This is a genomic window from Chryseobacterium sp. CBSDS_008 (assembly GCF_049959325.1).
Classification (GTDB): domain Bacteria; phylum Bacteroidota; class Bacteroidia; order Flavobacteriales; family Weeksellaceae; genus Chryseobacterium.
In genome coordinates, this window is sequence record NZ_CP188202.1 from 4256795 (window position 1) to 4274624 (window position 17830).

Below are 17830 nucleotides of genomic sequence, written 5' to 3' on the forward strand. Positions count from 1 at the left end.
TTTTGTGGTCCCAAAATTTTTTGCTGTATGGATTATTTGAAAGGACTCAATGAATCACAATATGAAGCCGTTACCTCTTTACAAGGGCCTTTGATGGTGCTTGCCGGAGCAGGTTCCGGGAAAACGCGTGTATTGACCATGCGTATCGCCCATTTAATACACAATGGAATAGATCCTTTCAATATCCTGGCACTTACCTTTACCAATAAGGCGGCCCGTGAAATGAAAGACCGTATCGCGAAAGTAGTAGGCGAGAGTAATGCAAGAAGTCTTTGGATGGGAACGTTTCACTCGGTTTTTGCAAGAATTTTAAGAATTGAGGCGCATTACCTTGGATACCCTTCCAATTTTACCATTTATGATCAGCAGGATGCTTTGAACGTGATTAAAAAAGTGCTGAAGGATATGAATATTGATGCCGATCTTTATAAACCTAAGAAAGTCCAGGCTAGAATTTCAACCTATAAGAATAACCTGATCACCGTAAAAGCTTATTTCAACAATCCTGAGCTGATGGAAGCGGATGAGAAAGCAAATATGAAATTCATCGGGCAGATTTACCAGCGGTATGTGGATCAGTGTTTCAGAAACGGAGCGATGGATTTTGATGATTTGCTGTTGAAAACCAATGAGCTGTTAACCCGTTTTCCTGAAGTATTGGCAAAATATCAGGACAGATTCAGGTATATTATGGTAGATGAGTACCAGGATACCAACCACTCTCAGTACCTTATTGTAAAAGCTTTGGCTTCAAAATTTGAGAATATCTGTGTGGTAGGGGATGATGCCCAGTCTATTTATTCTTTCCGTGGAGCGAATATCTACAATATCCTAAACTTTAAAAAAGATTATACAGACGCCAAAACAGTATCGTTGGAGCAGAATTATCGTTCTACACAGAATATTGTAAATGCAGCTAATGTTGTTATTGCTAAAAACCTGCAGCAGTTTAAGAAAAATGTTTTCAGTGATAATGAAGAAGGGGACAAGATCAAAATATACCGGTCTCTTTCCGATGCCGATGAAGCGAACTTCGTTGCGGGAAATATCTGGGAGCTCCGAAACCGCGACCAGAGAAAATACAGCGATTTTGCCATTTTATACAGAACCAACTCTCAGACCCGTGCTTTTGAAGACGCGCTGAGACGTAAAAATATTCCGTACAAAGTATATGGAGGACTTTCTTTCTACCAAAGGAAAGAAGTAAAAGACCTTATTGGTTATCTTCGTTTGTTAATTAATGAAAATGATTCTGAAGCGTTGATGAGGATTATCAATTATCCTGCAAGAGGAATTGGAGAAACAACACAGAATAAGCTGATCGTTTTTGCAGATGCTCACAATATTGCGGTTTCAAAAGTATTGGACAATCTTCCGATGTATGCACCACAACTGGGGCTGAACAATGGAGTATTGAATAAGCTGAACGATTTCTGGTCTATGATCAAAGCTTTTCAGGTATTGCTGAAAACAGAAACAGCTTACAGTGTGGCAATGGAAGTCGCAAAACGAAGCAGCTTAATTAAGTTTTTAAAAGACGATCAGACTCCGGAAGGAATTTCAAGAGTAGAAAACGTACAGGAATTGATGAACTCTATGCAGGGTTTCATTGAAGAACAGATGCAGCTTGAAGATGGAGATCCGAGTCTTTCCAACTTCCTTGAGAATATTGCACTTTCAGCAGATACTCAGGATAAAAATCTGGAAGATGATATGGTTTCATTGATGACGATTCATCTTTCAAAAGGACTGGAATTCCCGGTTGTACATCTGGTAGGATTGGAAGAAAATCTCTTCCCAAGTTTTATGAGCTCTGCAACCAGAGAAGATCTGGAAGAAGAAAGAAGATTATTCTATGTGGCATTGACAAGAGCTGAAAAACAGGCCTTTTTCTCCTATGCCGTTTCCCGTTTCCAATGGGGAAAAATTACGGATGCAGAACCTTCAAGATTCCTAAGCGAAATTGATGATGAATATATTGAATTCCTTAATCCGGCTTTGGAAAAAAGATTTATCAATAATTCCGGAGTGAAATCCAATATTTTTGATGAACATCCTTCCGAAATGAAATCTTTCAAAAAGGTTGAGAAAAAGACCATCGACAGAGGTGATGCTTCAAAACCAGCGCCAGAAGCTAGAAAACTGAAACCGGTAAGCACAGCTAAAATAATCAATCCGAGTGGTGCCTCCTCTCAGGATATTGAAGTGGGAGATAAAGTGCGGCATGACCGTTTCGGAATTGGAGAAGTTACTTTCCTTGATGGAACAGATCCCCAGAATATCAAAGCAAAAGTAGTTTTCATGCATGAGGGTGAGAAAAACCTGATTCTGAAATATGCTAAACTGACCAAGATTTAATTTCAAAATGTAAATATAAATAAAACGGATTCAATTTTTGGATCCGTTTTTTTATTTAAATGCAAAGTTCGCAAAGTTACTATTTGAACTGTTTCATTTTTATGTTCGCGAAGGCGTTTCACTTAGCGAAGTAATTAACCTTGCTGAACGAAGTTTCTTTGCGATCGAAATAATAAGTAAATAATGTATTTTTCTTAGCGTGCATCGCGTTTTTATTAAAATCATTTTAACGGAAAGCTCGCAATGTGACTATCACGTTATGTATATTTTTACGATCGCGAAGGCGTTTCACTTAGCGAAATAATCTGCATTGCTGAACGTGCCTTTGCGATCGAAAATAAATAAATAATGTATTTTTCTTAGCGTACATCGCGTTTTTATTAAAATCATTTTAACGGAAAGCTCGCAATGTGAGTATCACGTTATGTATATTTTTATGTTCGCGAAGGCGTTTCACTTAGCGAAGTAATTAACCTTGCTGAACGAAGTTTCTTTGCGATCGAAAATAATAAGTAAATAATGTATTTTTCTTAGCGTGCATCGCGTTTTTATTAAAATCATTTTAACGGAAAGCTCGCAATGTGAGTATCACGTTATGTATATTTTTATGATCGCGAAGGCGTTTCACTTAGCGAAGTAATTAACCTTGCTGAACGAAGTTTCTTTGCGATCGAAATAATAAGTAAATAATGTATTTTTCTTAGCGTACATCGCGTTTTTATTAAAATCATTTTAACGGAAAGCTCGCAATGTGAGTATCACGTTATGTATATTTTTACGATCGCGAAGACGTTTCACTTAACGAAGTAATTAACCTTGCTGAACGAAGTGCCTTTGCGATCAAAAGAATAAGTAGACAAGTAATGTATTTTCTTAGCGTATATAGCATTTTTATAAAATTCATTTTAACGGAAAGCTCGCAATGTGACTATCACGTTATGTATATTTTTACGAACGCGAAGGCGTTTCACTTAGCGAAGTAATTAACCTTGCTGAACGAAGTGCCTTTGCGATCGAAATAATAAGTAAATAATGTATTTTTCTTAGCGTGCATCGCGTTTTTATTAAAATCATTTTAACGGAAAGCTCGCAATGTGACTATCACGTTATGTATATTTTTACGATCGCGAAGGCGTTTCACTTAGCGAAGTAATTAACCTTGCTGAACGAAGTGCCTTTGCGATCGAAATAATAAATAAATAATGTATCTTTCTTAGCATGCATCGCGTTTTTATCAAAATCATTTTAACGGAAAGTTCGCAATGTGACTATCACGTTATGTATATTTTTACGAACGCGAAGGCGTTTCACTTAGCGAAGTAATTAACCTTGCTGAACGAAGTGCCTTTGCGATCGAAATAATAAATAAATAATGTATTTTTCTTAGCGTACATCGCGTTTTCAGTATTTATTTTGAAGTTAACCTTCTATAACAATGTTTTATGAATGTTGCCTTAATTTATCATAACTTTAAGTGAGGAATAGAAAGAAACGATAATCATTTTTCATAAAAACAAAGTCTATTGATTTTGTAGACTAATAAATAAATTTTACATTTGCACCTTGTAAAAACATAAATGTTAATCAAATTCTAAACTATGAGAAATAAAAAAACTATTCTTTCGGCCTCTGTTTTATTTTTCCTTGGCGTATTTACTTACGGACAGGAAAAAGACAGTATAAAAACAAATAAAGACAGCATAAAAACCAATACTGTAGAAGAAGTAGTTGTATTGGGTTCAAGAGCCGGTGCCAGATCTAAAACAGAAAGCCCGGTTCCCGTAGATGTATTCAATGTAAAAGAATCTTCAATAATACTTCCACAAACCAATATCGGACAAATTTTGAATGCTGTAGCGCCTTCATTCACTTCCACTATTCAGACCAATTCTGATGGGACAGATCACTTGGATCCTGCCCAGCTGAGAGGGTTGGGGCCTGATCAGGTTTTGGTTCTGGTGAATGGAAAAAGAAGACATACTTCGGCATTGGTAAACGTCAACGGAACTCCCGGAAGAGGTACGGTAGGAACCGATTTGAATGCTATTCCGTCTTTTGCTTTGACCAGAATTGAAGTACTAAGAGATGGAGCTGCTGCCCAATACGGTTCCGATGCTATTGCCGGCGTGATCAATCTTGATCTGAAAAGAGATACAGGAAAACTGGCAGGACAGATCAGCTATGGAGGAAATCTTACGCCAACAGCTAATGATCATACCGGAGATTTTGACGGTCAGAATATTCAGCTGGATCTGAACTATGGGAATAAAATCGGAACCAAAGGTGGTTTCTTTAATATTACCTGGTCTTCACAATTCAGAAATCCAACGTACAGAGCAGGAACAGAAAGCGGTCCTATTTACAACGCTTACAATGCCATTGAACAGCGTGCATTGAATGACGGTGTGAATCTTTCTTCTCTTTTTACAGATATAGGTACTACACCCAATTCACAACAGCTAGTGAATTACATCCATCAGTATGCACAGAATGTAAGCTATTTCTCTCCGGACCTGCAAAATTCTATCCAGGGAGCCAATTCCATTTCTGCGTTACAGAATGTTTTGAAATCTGCGAATTTCACCAAGGATCAGCTTAATTATATCACAGATCAGGAGCTGGCTTACAGAGGGCAGACCAGAAAAGATTTTAATATGCAGGTAGGGCAGTCTAAGCTTAATAATCACCAGCTTTTTGTAAATGCCGAGATTCCTGTAAGTGATAACTGGAAAGTATATACTTTTGGCGGGTACAGCTTAAGACACGGAACTTCCGGAGGATTTTACAGAAGACCAAGCGAAAGCAGAACTTTCACAGGGTTATATCCTAGCGGATACCTTCCAAAGATCGGGACAGATATTCAGGATATCTCATTAGCCGCCGGAATAAAAGGAAACTGGGACGGTTGGAATATAGATTTCAGTACTACGTACGGACAGAATTCATTTTCCTATAATATCCAGAATACAGGAAATACTTCTTTGCGTTTTGCTTCACCAAGGGAATTTAATGCGGGTGGACTAAGATTTTCTCAAAATACCATCAATTTAGATTTCTCAAAAAAATATGATGTATGGGAAGGAATCAACGTAGCGTTTGGAGCAGAGCATCGTTACGAGAACTTTAAAATCACCCAGGGAGAAGAAGCTTCTTATGCGACATATGACGTTTCCGGAAATGTATGGAGCGGAAATTCTGTGAGACCTACAGACTTCTTCGGCGCATTACTTCCAGGAGGATCTCAGGTATTCAACGGATTTAAACCAGGAAATGCTGTGGATAAAAACAGACAGTCGGTAGCAGCGTATGCAGATGTAGAGTTTAATTTTACAAACTGGCTATTGATAGATGCAGCAGCCAGATATGAAAACTATTCAGATTTCGGATCGACTTTCAATTATAAACTGGCATCAAGGATCAAAGTGGCTCCTGATTTCAATGTGAGATTTGCTGGATCTACAGGATTCAGAGCACCATCTATCCACCAGATTTATTATAATGTAACATCTACATTATTTACGAATAATCAACTGTTGGAAATAGGAACTTTCAGCAATGATTCTCAGCTGGCTGGATTACTGGATATGCCAAAACTGAAGCAGGAAACCTCCAAATCTGCAAGTGTAGGATTTACTTATAGAATTCCTTCGGTGGGACTTAGCTTTACAGCAGATGGATATTTCACGAGAATTGATAACCGTATTATTCTTACGGATCAGTTCCTGAGAAAGGATGTGCCTTCTGATGCACAAAAAGAATATGATAAATTAAATGTGAATGGTGCCCAGTTCTTTACCAATGCCATTGATACGGAAACAAAAGGGTTGGATGTAGTAATTTCACATAATGTGAGATTTTCAGGAATAAAACTGGATAACGGCTTTGCTATTAACCTTAATAAAACCAGACAGGTTGGGGATATCCACTCTTCAGGGCTTTTACAGTCGCCACAATTGGAGAAAGTATACTTCTCTGAAAAATCAAGAGTGTATCTGGAGGAAGCTGTTCCCAGGGTGAAAGCCAGCCTTTCGCATACGCTTTCAGGGAAAAATGCAAGTTTATATCTGAGAAATACCTATTTCGGAAAAGTAACGGGTGCTGATATTATTGATGTGAACGGAGACGGAATTACTGATTTTAATGAACACCAGCAGATTGGTGATAAGATCATTACTGATCTATCTGCTGCTTATCAGTTTACCAAAAATGTAGGACTGACGTTAGGTGTAAACAATTTGTTTGATATCTATCCGACAAAAAATCTTACTGCCTCTACGAATAACGACCAATTCATCTATTCACGTTCCACATCACAGTTTGGACAGAATGGAAGATACGTTTTTGCAAGACTTAATTTCAATTTTTAAACAAAACAAAAGATACTGCTTATAAAAAAACAGTTCAGAAATCCTGAACTGTTTTTTCTTTATGAATAACATGAATCTTATCTTTCTACAAGCTCCTTCACAGGTTCACCATAATGATCAATCCCGGTTTTGTTGATCTGAAGAAGCTGATACCATTTCCTGAAAGCTCCTATGAATACGATAAGCATCAGAACCATTGCCGTTACTGCCAGGGCAGCCAGTAAATACTGTCCTTTCGGAATATAGATAGCTGTTACCTGAATATAACCTGCCCAAAAGGTAATTCCAGCCATAAAAACACCCGGAACAGCTGAGCATAAAGCATATTTTCCCTTGTTCATCCTGATTAGCATTGTTGTACAGACAATAAGTCCGCAGGCCGCAAGCAGCTGATTGCTGATTCCGAATAACGGCCAGATGCTGTTTACATTTCCGGTATACACCAGGTATCCCCAGGCAAAAGTGAAAAGAAGACTGCTGATGATAATTCCCGGAATCCAGTTTTTATCATTAAACTTTGGAACAACAGATCCCAGCATTTCCTGTAAAAAGAAACGCCCGACTCTTGTTCCTGCATCAATAGCCGTAAGAATAAATACGGCTTCAAACATAATCGCAAAATTATACCAGTAAGCGGTCAGCTGATCCATGTACGGAATTTTGTTGAAAATATGAGCCATTCCCACAGCCAGCGATACAGCACCTCCGGTTCTTCCATACAGATCAATACCTATCTTTTGTGAATAATAATCAATATCTACACCGTGTAAGGATGGATGTGCTGCAAGGAAAGAATCATAGGCTTCTTTTGGAGTGTTGATCGCAAAATAATCACCAGGCATCAATGTGCAGGCAGCAATAAGTGCCATTAATGCTACAAATCCTTCTACAAGCATAGCTCCATAGCCTACGAAAAGAATTTCTCTTTCTTTATTAAGCATCTTCGGAGTTGTTCCCGTAGCAATCACCGCATGGAATCCGGAAATCGCTCCACAGGCAATCACAATGAAGATAAAAGGGAGTACAGGGCCACCAATGATAGGGCCGCCACCGTTAACAAAAGCTGTAATAGCAGGCATTTGTATAGTAGGATGGATGACAATAACCCCGATAGCCAGCATAATAATAGTTCCTATCTTTAAATAAGTTGAAAGGTAATCTCTCGGAACTAAAAGAAGCCATACCGGTAGCACGGAAGCAATAAATCCATACAGAGGAATTGCAATAGAAATCGTTTTAATATCCCACGAGAATAAATTATTCATTGTAGGATTCTGCATCAGGCTGTGCCCTCCGATGATCCCGGCAATCAGAAGAATACCGCCTAAGATACTCGCAAACAGAACACTGTTATTTTTATACCGCATAATCAGTCCCATAATGATCGCAATTGGCATAGTGATCACAACGGTAAAAAGAGACCACGAAGCTTCGTGCATCGCATTAATACAGGCCAGAGACAACCCTGCCAAAGTGAGAATCAAAATAAAAAGGATGGCAAATCCTGCTACCGTTCCTGTTGTTTTTCCGATTTCTTTAGAAGCAATAGTCGCAAGACTCTGCCCTTTATGTCTTACTGAAGCAAAAAGTACGACCATATCATGGACTCCGCCGCCTAATACACATCCTATGAGAATCCATAAGGCGCCGGGAAGATATCCGAACTGTGCGGCAAGAACAGGCCCCACCAATGGACCGGCAGCCGCAATAGCCGCAAAGTGATGCCCGAACAGCACATTTTTATTGGTAGCGACATAATCTTTTCCATCTGCAAATTCTACAGCAGGAGTCACATTTTGATCATTAAGCCGGAGAACTTTATTAGCAATGAAAATACCATAGAACCGGTAAGCTATTGCAAAAATAAGAACAGATGCAAATATGAGGGTAAGCGCATTGATATTGTTTAGTGAATCCATATTGCTTGTTTTTATTGATATAAAATTAAATTATTGGTGTTTTTATTGTCGATAATTTAAACAATAGTCAAGGTAATTAATTCTCAAATAAAAAATACCAATATATATATCAATCTAGCAAATTTCTTATTGTTATATGTTTTATTGTATTGGTTTATAGTGTTTTGTGTTATTTTAAATAGCTTGCTATGTATTATTTCTTCTGTGAAAGAACGAAATCCACCATCTGATTCGTAAGTTGGTCCAGATAAGCTTTATCCGTAGTGCCAAAACCATGTACACCACCGTCAACGATAATCAGGGAGTTCTGTATGTTGGCCCTGTTTAATTTTCTGTGAAGCTTTTTCGACTGGCTTAAAGGAACAACTTTATCTTTATTTCCCTGCATAATTAAAGTAGGAACTCCTCCCGAAACAAAATATACCGGCGATAGAGTTTTAAGATATTCTATAGACCTGTCCTGATCTTTTCTGATGTCATATCCGGAAATTCCCTTTACAAGATTTTCCTGTAAGCCGACAATTTTTTTGGACATTAATCCGATCATGGATACCGGTATTGTTCCTAATCTTGTATGAAAAAGCTTGTTGAGGTCTGCAGGTCCATAATGATCAATTACATAATTTACCTTCGCAGAATAAGACGAAAGTTCCGGACTTCCTACGTAGGAGCTATCCGGAGTGTAGGCAGCCAGCAGAGAAAGATGAGCTCCGGCTGAAGCCCCGAACAGACCAATATTATCGGTGTCAAAATGATATTTTACTGCATTTTTTCTTACCCATCTTACCGCATCTTTGGTGTCTTCCAAAGGCAGCGGAAAATGGATACTGTCACTCAGAAGCGTATAGTTGATACTAATGACAGCATATTGTTTTGCCAACAATTTTACAATGGTCGTTTCAAGATAATTATCGGCACTCACAATCTTGTCACCTTCTATCCATCCGCCACCGTGGACGTAGATCAATACCGGAAGCTTTTCAACAGTAATATCTTTAGGAGTATACAGATCAAGAACAAGGGGTTTCCCTTTTCTGTTGGCTTTGTATACGATATCTTCTGATATATTGGCCATTTCAGGAAGTAATGTACTTTTTACACGTGGAGCTTTTACCGGAATTTGGGCTAAGTCTTGTGAATAAAATAAATTGATAAAGCTTAATAATGAAACAAAAAACAGGCTTGTAAAAAACCTGTGTATTGATATATTGTTGATGTGTGAATTCATAGTAAAAATTTAAGGTGTTATTTTACTAACTCCTCAAAAAGCTTACCAAAAGTAGCATTCAGATCCTTTGATTTTCCGGGATGAGGTCTCGAAGTCTGTACCACAGAACTTCTTACCGCTGTAAGCCACCGGAAGCGTTCCGGAATATCCAGAAAAGCAATAGGGCCGCCTTCTTTATCACCGTTGGCAATCTTCTGAAAACTTTCCAGGTTTTGGATAATATCATCATAATCCAGCTTGCTGTGCATCAGTTTGAATTTATCCGGACACAAATAAAATTCCACCCTGATGAATTTTTCTTTTTTAGAAAACATCACCAGCCCGATATTGAAAAATTCTTCTCTTTCAACTTTAGGCACCAGGCGTATTACCGCATATTCATATATTTTATCCTCTTGCATTTTTGGCTTCGTTTACAAAGATTTGAGAATGTTCTAATCTGGTTTTCAGAAACTGAAAATAGATCTCACGGATTTCATCAGGCGTTTCATCAGCATCATTCCACTGTAACCAGTCTTCAGGAATCATATTGACAATTTCCCTGAATAAGGTTTCATTCAGTACTTCATGGGCAAACTGATCTGCTTCGTCAATCATTTTTGCTTTTGGAAGAAGAACATGGTCTTTCACATATTTGAAAGGTGTCTTTGCTGCCGCATCAAAATTCTGCCATGAGTGGTGGAAATAGAAGGAAGCCCCATTGTCAATGATCCAAAGTTCCTTATGCCACATCAGCATATTTGTATTTTTAAAAGTACGGTCAATATTGGTAATAAATGCATCCAGCCATACTATTTTTGAAGCCAGAAGAGGATCAACGCTTACGCCCGGATCATATGTAATGGAACCGGAAAGATAATGCAGTCCCAGATTCAGGCCTTCAGAAAACTTCAGAAGATCCTGAATTTCCTCATCGGCTTCCGTTCTTCCGAAATCAGCATCGAGATTAACAAAAACAAGTTCAGGAATTTTAAGTCCCAATGCCTCAGTAATCTTTCCGCCCAAAAGTTCAGAGATCAGCATTTTCACTCCATGGCCTGCACCACGGAATTTTAATACATATTTGAAATCATCATCAGCTTCTGCCAGCGCCGGAAGAGATCCTCCTTCTCTCAGGGGCAGAATGTAACGCATCACGGTTACCGTTCTTAAATTCTGCATGAAGCAAAAATAAGGCTATTTTTATAAACTTCAGCGTGGCTTTGATAAAAGAAATAGGGAATGAAGAACTGGAAAACAGAGTTTTTTTCATAAATTTCCATTTCAAATAATACCTCAAATACAAAGAATATCTATTTATGAACCTGATTAGTGAAAAAAATATACTCTTAGAAAATAAAGAAACCAAAAGTTTTCTTGCCGATGCTTTTTATCAGGATGGTAAGCAGAAACTTCCTTTAGTGATATTTGTTCACGGCTATAAAGGCTATAAAGATTGGGGAGCATGGAATCTGATGGCTGAAAAGTTTGCTGAAGCAGGTTTTTTATTCGTCAAATTTAATTTTTCGCATAACGGAACTACGATTGAGAATCCGTCCAACTTTAAAGACCTTGAAGCTTTTGGCCATAATAATTATTCCAAAGAGATTTCTGATCTTGGAGTGGTGATAGATCACTTTAGTAAAGATCCGCAGGTAGATGCTGAAAAGATAGTTCTGATAGGACACAGCAGGGGAGGAGGAATTTCTATTATCAAAACTTTTGAAGACGAAAGAATCAATGGACTGATTACCTTGGCAAGCGTAGATACTTTAGACCGTTTTCCCAAAGGAGAAGCTTTTGAGAACTGGAAGGGAAGTGGAGTATATTATGCTTTGAACGGACGTACCCACCAGGAAATGCCTCATTATTACCAGTTTTATGAAGATTATGAACAAAATATCCTCCGTTTTGATGTAGAGCGGGCTACGGAAATGGCTAAGGCACATATGCTCATTATTCATGGAACTGAGGATGAAGCGGTAGAAGTAAAACAGGCGGAACATCTTCATGTTCTGCACCCGAATTCTGAACTGTTTCTGATTGAAAATGCCAACCATACTTTCGGAGCAAAAGAGCCCTGGACAGAAGATGATTTGCCAAAAGATCTGCATGCTGTAACTGAAAAATGTATTGATTTTATCAAAGAAAAATTGAAATAAAACGTTTAAAACTACGTTATTATACATTAACCACCATAACCGTATAAGTATGAAAAAGATTATTGCAGGCGCATTTGCGCTTTCACTATGTGTTGTTTCATGTAAAAAAGAAGCAAAAACAGAATCTTCTGTAAGCAGTGATACTTTGGCAACCGTAATGCCTAAGGATTCCGTAACAACTCCAAAAACAGATTCAGCAGCAACTGCAGTTCCTTCTGCTCCGGATAATGTTATTACCAAAAACGTTGGGAAATATCCTCATGATATCAAATTCTTTGAAGATAAAGGTATTTCAGAAAGGCTGAAAAAACTTACTGGTGCTCAGTATGATGAAATGGTAAAGAATTTCAACGTAGAAAGTCCTGTTGCATCAGAAAACGGAATCTATAAACTGACTGGATGCAAACAGCACGATTGCCCGGGATATGCTACAAGCATTTACTACGATGCTAAAAATGATATCTAAACGTTTCTATTGATAAAAACGGTAAAGCAACAGAATTTGCTGAAAAAGGAAAAATTGCGGTTTCAGAATCGCTTAAATCCAAATAATAAAAAAGGAGTGAAAGTATCACTCCTTTTATTATTGGTTATCAATAGATATCTTTAGTTCGTTTTAACAGCGTTTTTTTTAACAGCCTTTAAAAGACTTCGAAAGTTTTTCATAGTCATCATTTCTGTTGAAGGATCGAAGATAGTCACCTTTTGATCTTTCTCCACCGAAACTTCTGAATATGCTTTGAGTGAATATATTTTCTTCATAGTGCTGATATCATAAACATCCATCATTGCAAAAGTTTCATTTTTCTTATATTCATACTGCGTTCCAATTGAGCTGTCTAAACCGTTTCGCACTTTCATGGTGTAAATGTTTACCAGAAAATTAAAATCAGAGTTGTTTTTCAGTGTTTCAAGATCTTCAATTTCTGGCTCAAAAGGAATGCTATTCTGAATGAGATTTTCTGCTTTTGCCATTTTTAAGTCAAAGGCTTTACCATTGCTTAAATCCTGGAATAGTTGAAATGCTTCTTTGCTCATCATTTCCCGGTGATGCGAATCTACATCGGTTTTGATGTTGTTAATCAGCCACTTTTTGTCCTTCGAAAATACCAATGACTTGCTGTAAATCCCATAATCTTTTTTTACAGGATAATAACATGATTGTAATGTGATTAGAGAAAAAGGAAGAAGATGTATTTTTTCATCAATAAATTCAGTCTATTTAATTAAAATCTTCCAGGCTTCTTCAATTTTGCTTTCCAGAAGTAATTTCTGGGCATCAAGATGGATATTTTCATCGGCATGAAAGTCTCCGGCAGGTAATACTTCCGTATTGGCAAGCATTCCGAGGTCATTTCCTGTAAATACTCTGCTGTATTTTATGGCATCCGGTAACAAATCAAAGCCTATTCCTTTTGTGACCAAAGGTTTCGGCACTTCAAAAAGACTGTTTTCATTACTTCTGGAATACCAGTTGCTGCCTAAACGGGCTACCATATCCAGTTTTTTCTGATCCAGGTTACCGGCTTCATTCAGATATTCTTCCCTGATATGGATTTTCTGAACCTCACAGATCACGAGATTTCCGGCACCACCCTGATCTCCCAATGATTTTACCTCTAACACTTTACATTCAAAATTAACAGGGCATTCTTCAATCAGTTTCGGCTGTACAAGATCTGCATCTTTCATGGTAAGACCGGATTTGATAAATTCATTCACTCCGGTTTCGTATTCTGTAGAAGCCAAAGAGATCTGCTGTACAATCGGAAAATTTACTGTTCCGATCACCACTTCAGGTATTTCAAGAACATTTTCCAGGGTATGTTTTGTGGTATTGTCACGTACCCTCCTCGATGGTGAAAAGATCAGAATCGGAGGAACTGTACTGAACATATTAAAAAAACTGAACGGAGATAAGTTATTATTACCGTCTTTATCCACTGTAGAAGCCAAAGCAATGGGGCGTGGTGAAACGGCCGTTTGCATAATGGTCTGCAGCTGTACGGAGGTTATTTCAGAGGGGATTACTGTTTTCATATTTTCTTTTTAACACTTAAGTTATTTTAGTTATTTCTAATGCTGTTTAACGAAGAGCACTTAAGTTTGAAAATCTACGATTTTCATTCTTTTGGGAGCGCTTTAAATATTTTAGAAGCAAAGAATTCACAGCCTTCATGATAGAGGTTTGTGACATTGAAATTAACCAAGATTGAACGGGGTACTTTTAAAAGATTCATATAATTCATAGTCTGAGCTTTATGGATCTGATGAATTTCAGTAACTGACTTTAATTCAAGAACAATTAATTCTTCAATCAAAAAATCACATTTTACTTTACAGTCTATATGACTTCCTTTATATAAAAATGGTATTTCAAGCTCACTTCGATAATTTAAACCTAATAGATCAAACTCTCTTTCTAAACATTGATGATAAATCTCTTCATACAGGCCAGGACCTGCCAGTTTATGTACTTCTATACAAGCTCCAACGATTTTGTAAGATAGGTCATTAACCAATTTTTGAGTTATCATAATACAAGAAAACGAAAATCGTAGATTTTCAAAAGCTAAAGTGAACTTAATTTTACCATTATCATATAACTTTAAAAACTAAAGTGTTTAAATAATTATTAAAGCGTTGGAATAATTTTGCCGGAAACTTCTCCGAAACCTACCCTTACTCCATCTTTTTCAGCCCAAGCCTTCATAGTTACCGTATCATTATCTTCAATGAATTTTCTCTCTTCGCCGTTGCTTAATGATAAAGGATTTTGTCCTCTCCATGTAAGCTCAAGCATAGAACCAAAAGATTTGGGATCACTTCCTGAAATGGTACCGCTGGCGTACATATCACCAACCTCCAAGTTACAGCCGTTTACGGTGTGGTGAGCCAGTTGCTGGGTCATATTCCAGTACATGTGCTTGTAATTGCTTTCGCAGATGAGGTTTTGATCTCCGTTTTCAGGCTGGATATATACTTCAAGGTTGATATCATAGTTTTTATCACCTTCAAATTTTAAATAATCCAAAACTTCAGGATCCTGTACAGGAGAAGCGGTTCTGAATGGTTCCAGAGCTTCAAGGGTAACTACCCATGGAGAAATGGATGAGCCGAAGTTCTTCGCAAGGAATGGTCCTAGCGGAACATATTCCCAGGATTGGATATCTCTTGCAGACCAGTCGTTGAATACTACCATTCCGAAGATGGCATCTTCAGCGTCTTTAGTAGAGATACTTTCGCCCATCTCCGTATTTTTGTTGATGATGAAAGCCATTTCCAGTTCGAAATCCAGTTGTTTGCATGGACCGAAAACAGGCTTATCTGCATCTGCAGGTTTCATCTGGCCTTTCGGGCGGTTGATTTCTGTTCCGGATACTACAATTGAAGAAGCTCTTCCGTGGTAACCTACCGGTAAATGTTTCCAGTTGGGTAACAAAGCGTTTTCAGGATCACGGAACATTTTTCCTACGTTGGTAGCATGTTCGATACTGCTGTAGAAGTCTGTGTAGTTCGGGATGTGAACGGGCATCATCATTTTTACCTTATCCAGGTCATAAAAAGCATCTTCAATCGTTTTCTGATCTTTTGATAAAATAGAGCCTTCCTGCAATAAAGCCTGGATTCTGGTACGAACAGCGTTGGTAACCGGTTTTCCCAGTTCAATAAATTCGTTGATGGTATATGCTTCAAAAACATTGTCGTCCAATCCTTCAATATCTTCAAAATATCCAAGATCATACAATGTTGCAAGATCAATTACCTGATCTCCGATTCTTGTACAGCATCCGATGTATTCTTTGTTAAAAACTGCGACTCCGAAAGGAATATTGTGTATAGAAAAATCTGAATTTGAGGAATAGTCTACAAATGATTTCATAAGTTTAGATTTTAGTTAGATTTAATATCATCCGGAGAATTTCCCCGGAACATTTATTTTGCCTTTTTTGAGTAGGATGTTTCATCTATCCATCTGTCTCTGGTATTGACATCAATGAGGTACAGAATATTATCCTGCTGGGTCAGCAATAAGGTCTTTGTGACAGGCATTGGGATTTTTTTATTTTCAAGCATATCTGCCCGTAAAGAAATAATATTTTTTTTCCTGATGATATCACCGGTAAAAACATTGGAACTGCTTTCTCCTGTAGCTTTATCATCGAAAACTTCTACATAAGTGGCATTATTTCCTTTGATAATAATAAAGTCCCTCTCTGTATGATCGGCTTCATCTTTAATGAAAATGAACTTTTTGTTGTCAATATTTACATTCTCAAGATGCTGATTGATGCCTTTTCTTTGTTCAAGTCGGTTAAGGATTTCATTCAAAGCTCCATACTGAGCTTTCAGCCCTAATGTTCCCAGAAGGAAAAACCCGATTAAAAGTTTTCTCATATACTGTGTTTTATAAAAAAGTTTTGCCAGAATACTGATTCTGACAAAACTTATATTTTAGTGTAAAATTAAAGATTACCTCTTCTTTCCTGCTCTCTTTCTAATGCTTCGAACAACGCTTTGAAATTTCCGGCACCAAAACTCTGTGCACCGTGTCTTTCAATGATTTCGAAGAATAGAGTAGGGCGGTCTTCTACAGGCTTTGTAAAGATCTGTAATAAGTAGCCTTCTTCATCATGATCAATAAGTATACCTAACTCCTGAAGTTTTTTAAGATCTTCATCAATATGGCCTACTCTTTCAGGAACCATGTCGTAATATGCTTCCGGTGGAGCAGAAAGGAACTCTACACCACGTTTTTTTAATTCAGTTACGGTGTGGACAATATCTTTCGTAGCCACAGCGATATGCTGTACTCCTTCTCCTTCGTAGAAATCAAGATATTCTTCTACCTGAGATTTCTTTTTGCCTTCTGCAGGCTCGTTAATAGGGAATTTTGCATATCCGTTTCCGTTTGACATTACTTTAGACATCAATGCAGAATATTCTGTGTTGATCTGCTTATCATCAAAAGAAAGGATGTTTACAAATCCCATTACCTTCTCATACCATTCTACTGTCGGGATCATTCTGTTCCAGTCAACATTTCCTACACAGTGGTCTACATATAATAAACCTGCTTCTTCAGGCTTATAATCACTTTCCCACTTTTCATAACCAGGCATGAAAGCTCCGTTATAATTTTTTCTTTCTACAAACATGTGAACGGTTTCCCCATAGGTATAGATACCGGACATTCTTACTTCACCTTGTTCATCAGTTAATGTTACAGGCTCTAAATAGGGCTTTCCACCTCTTTTAGTTGTTTCTTCGAAAGCTGCATAAGCGTCATCTACCCAAAGTGCCAAAATTTTTACTCCGTCACCATGTTTTTTTACGTGTTCGCTGATAGGAGAATCAGACTTAAGGCCTGTTGTTAATACCAATCTGATTTTTCCTTGTTGAAGCACATAAGATGCACGGTCTCTCACTCCTGTTTCAGGACCCGCATAAGCTACAGACTGAAAACCGAAAGCGGTTTTGTAATAGTGGGCAGCCTGTTTTGCATTTCCTACATAAAACTCAATGTAATCTGTACCGTTAATCGGCAAGAAATTTTCTGCTTGAGCTATTTTCTCGGCAAATGTAAGTGTTGACATATTTTCTCTTTTACTTTTATTTTATTGGTATGCAAATTACAAAAAACTTAGACATTGCAAAAATATTACGCCCGATTCATTGAATATATTTAACACAAGGTTAAAGAAGAGTTTACTTAAGTATATTTAAGTTTCCTGCGGTTAAAATCGTCTGCATACATTTGTAATACAAAAGACAAGTGAAGAAAGAAATATTTCGAAACATGAAAGCCGCAGATAC

14 protein-coding genes are annotated in these 17830 nt (G+C 37.6%); 4 read left to right on the plus strand and 10 right to left on the minus strand.

Annotated features, from left to right (window positions below):
* The first annotated feature begins 27 nt into the window (after positions 1–27).
* Together ACP3T3_RS19345 and ACP3T3_RS19350 are read left to right on the plus strand one after the other, a co-directional pair.
* Positions 28–2358 carry an ATP-dependent helicase gene (locus ACP3T3_RS19345; protein WP_426477365.1) on the plus strand — a complete coding sequence of 777 codons (2331 nt, stop codon included), beginning with the start codon at positions 28–30 and terminating at the stop codon, positions 2356–2358.
* A 1598-nt stretch (positions 2359–3956) separates the two neighbouring features.
* On the plus strand, positions 3957–6725 hold the full coding sequence (locus tag ACP3T3_RS19350) for a TonB-dependent receptor plug domain-containing protein (protein ID WP_426477366.1): 2769 nt from the start codon (positions 3957–3959) through the stop codon (positions 6723–6725).
* Between the two features lie 77 nt (positions 6726–6802).
* Here ACP3T3_RS19350 and ACP3T3_RS19355 read toward each other — a convergent pair whose 3' ends face one another.
* The 4 genes from ACP3T3_RS19355 to ACP3T3_RS19370 all read right to left on the minus strand — a co-directional run bounded on the left by ACP3T3_RS19355 (position 6803) and on the right by ACP3T3_RS19370 (position 11033).
* Positions 6803–8644, minus strand: a complete 1842-nt coding sequence (locus ACP3T3_RS19355) for a carbon starvation CstA family protein (protein WP_426477367.1) — start codon at positions 8642–8644, stop codon at positions 6803–6805.
* A 193-nt stretch (positions 8645–8837) separates the two neighbouring features.
* Positions 8838–9872, minus strand: a complete 1035-nt coding sequence (locus ACP3T3_RS19360; RefSeq protein WP_426477368.1) for an alpha/beta hydrolase fold domain-containing protein — start codon at positions 9870–9872, stop codon at positions 8838–8840.
* Positions 9873–9889: 17 nt separating this feature from the next.
* A complete protein-coding gene (locus tag ACP3T3_RS19365; protein ID WP_426477369.1) occupies positions 9890–10273 on the minus strand; it encodes a DUF3037 domain-containing protein in 384 nt (127 codons plus the stop codon).
* Positions 10260–11033: a HipA family kinase gene (locus tag ACP3T3_RS19370; protein WP_426477370.1), complete on the minus strand. Its 774-nt coding sequence runs from the start codon at positions 11031–11033 to the stop codon at positions 10260–10262. The genes ACP3T3_RS19365 and ACP3T3_RS19370 overlap by 14 nt, the downstream gene beginning before the upstream one ends.
* 137 nt (positions 11034–11170) lie before the next feature.
* Between ACP3T3_RS19370 and ACP3T3_RS19375 the strand changes: the two genes are divergently transcribed.
* On the plus strand, positions 11171–12013 hold the full coding sequence (locus ACP3T3_RS19375) for an alpha/beta hydrolase family protein (RefSeq protein ID WP_426477371.1): 843 nt from the start codon (positions 11171–11173) through the stop codon (positions 12011–12013).
* A gap of 49 nt (positions 12014–12062) precedes the next feature.
* The gene (locus ACP3T3_RS19380) at positions 12063–12479 is read left to right on the plus strand and encodes a hypothetical protein (RefSeq protein ID WP_426477372.1); all 417 of its coding nucleotides are present in this window, start codon (positions 12063–12065) and stop codon (positions 12477–12479) included.
* Between the two features lie 140 nt (positions 12480–12619).
* Here the strand turns inward: ACP3T3_RS19380 and ACP3T3_RS19385 are convergent, their stop codons facing one another.
* The 6 genes from ACP3T3_RS19385 to hppD form a co-directional block, all read right to left on the minus strand.
* Entirely contained in the window at positions 12620–13126 is a 507-nt protein-coding gene (locus ACP3T3_RS19385) for a hypothetical protein (RefSeq protein ID WP_426477373.1), read from the minus strand.
* Between the two features lie 105 nt (positions 13127–13231).
* Entirely contained in the window at positions 13232–14053 is an 822-nt protein-coding gene (locus tag ACP3T3_RS19390; protein WP_426477374.1) for a flavin reductase family protein, read from the minus strand.
* 83 nt (positions 14054–14136) lie between these two features.
* Positions 14137–14550 carry a GxxExxY protein gene (locus tag ACP3T3_RS19395; RefSeq protein WP_426477375.1) on the minus strand — a complete coding sequence of 138 codons (414 nt, stop codon included), beginning with the start codon at positions 14548–14550 and terminating at the stop codon, positions 14137–14139.
* 98 nt (positions 14551–14648) lie between these two features.
* Positions 14649–15896: a fumarylacetoacetase gene (gene fahA, locus ACP3T3_RS19400; protein WP_426477376.1), complete on the minus strand. Its 1248-nt coding sequence runs from the start codon at positions 15894–15896 to the stop codon at positions 14649–14651.
* A 53-nt stretch (positions 15897–15949) separates the two neighbouring features.
* Positions 15950–16411: a hypothetical protein gene (locus ACP3T3_RS19405; protein ID WP_426477377.1), complete on the minus strand. Its 462-nt coding sequence runs from the start codon at positions 16409–16411 to the stop codon at positions 15950–15952.
* A 68-nt stretch (positions 16412–16479) separates the two neighbouring features.
* On the minus strand, positions 16480–17610 hold the full coding sequence (hppD, locus tag ACP3T3_RS19410; RefSeq protein WP_426477378.1) for a 4-hydroxyphenylpyruvate dioxygenase: 1131 nt from the start codon (positions 17608–17610) through the stop codon (positions 16480–16482).
* Positions 17611–17830: the final 220 nt, after the last annotated feature.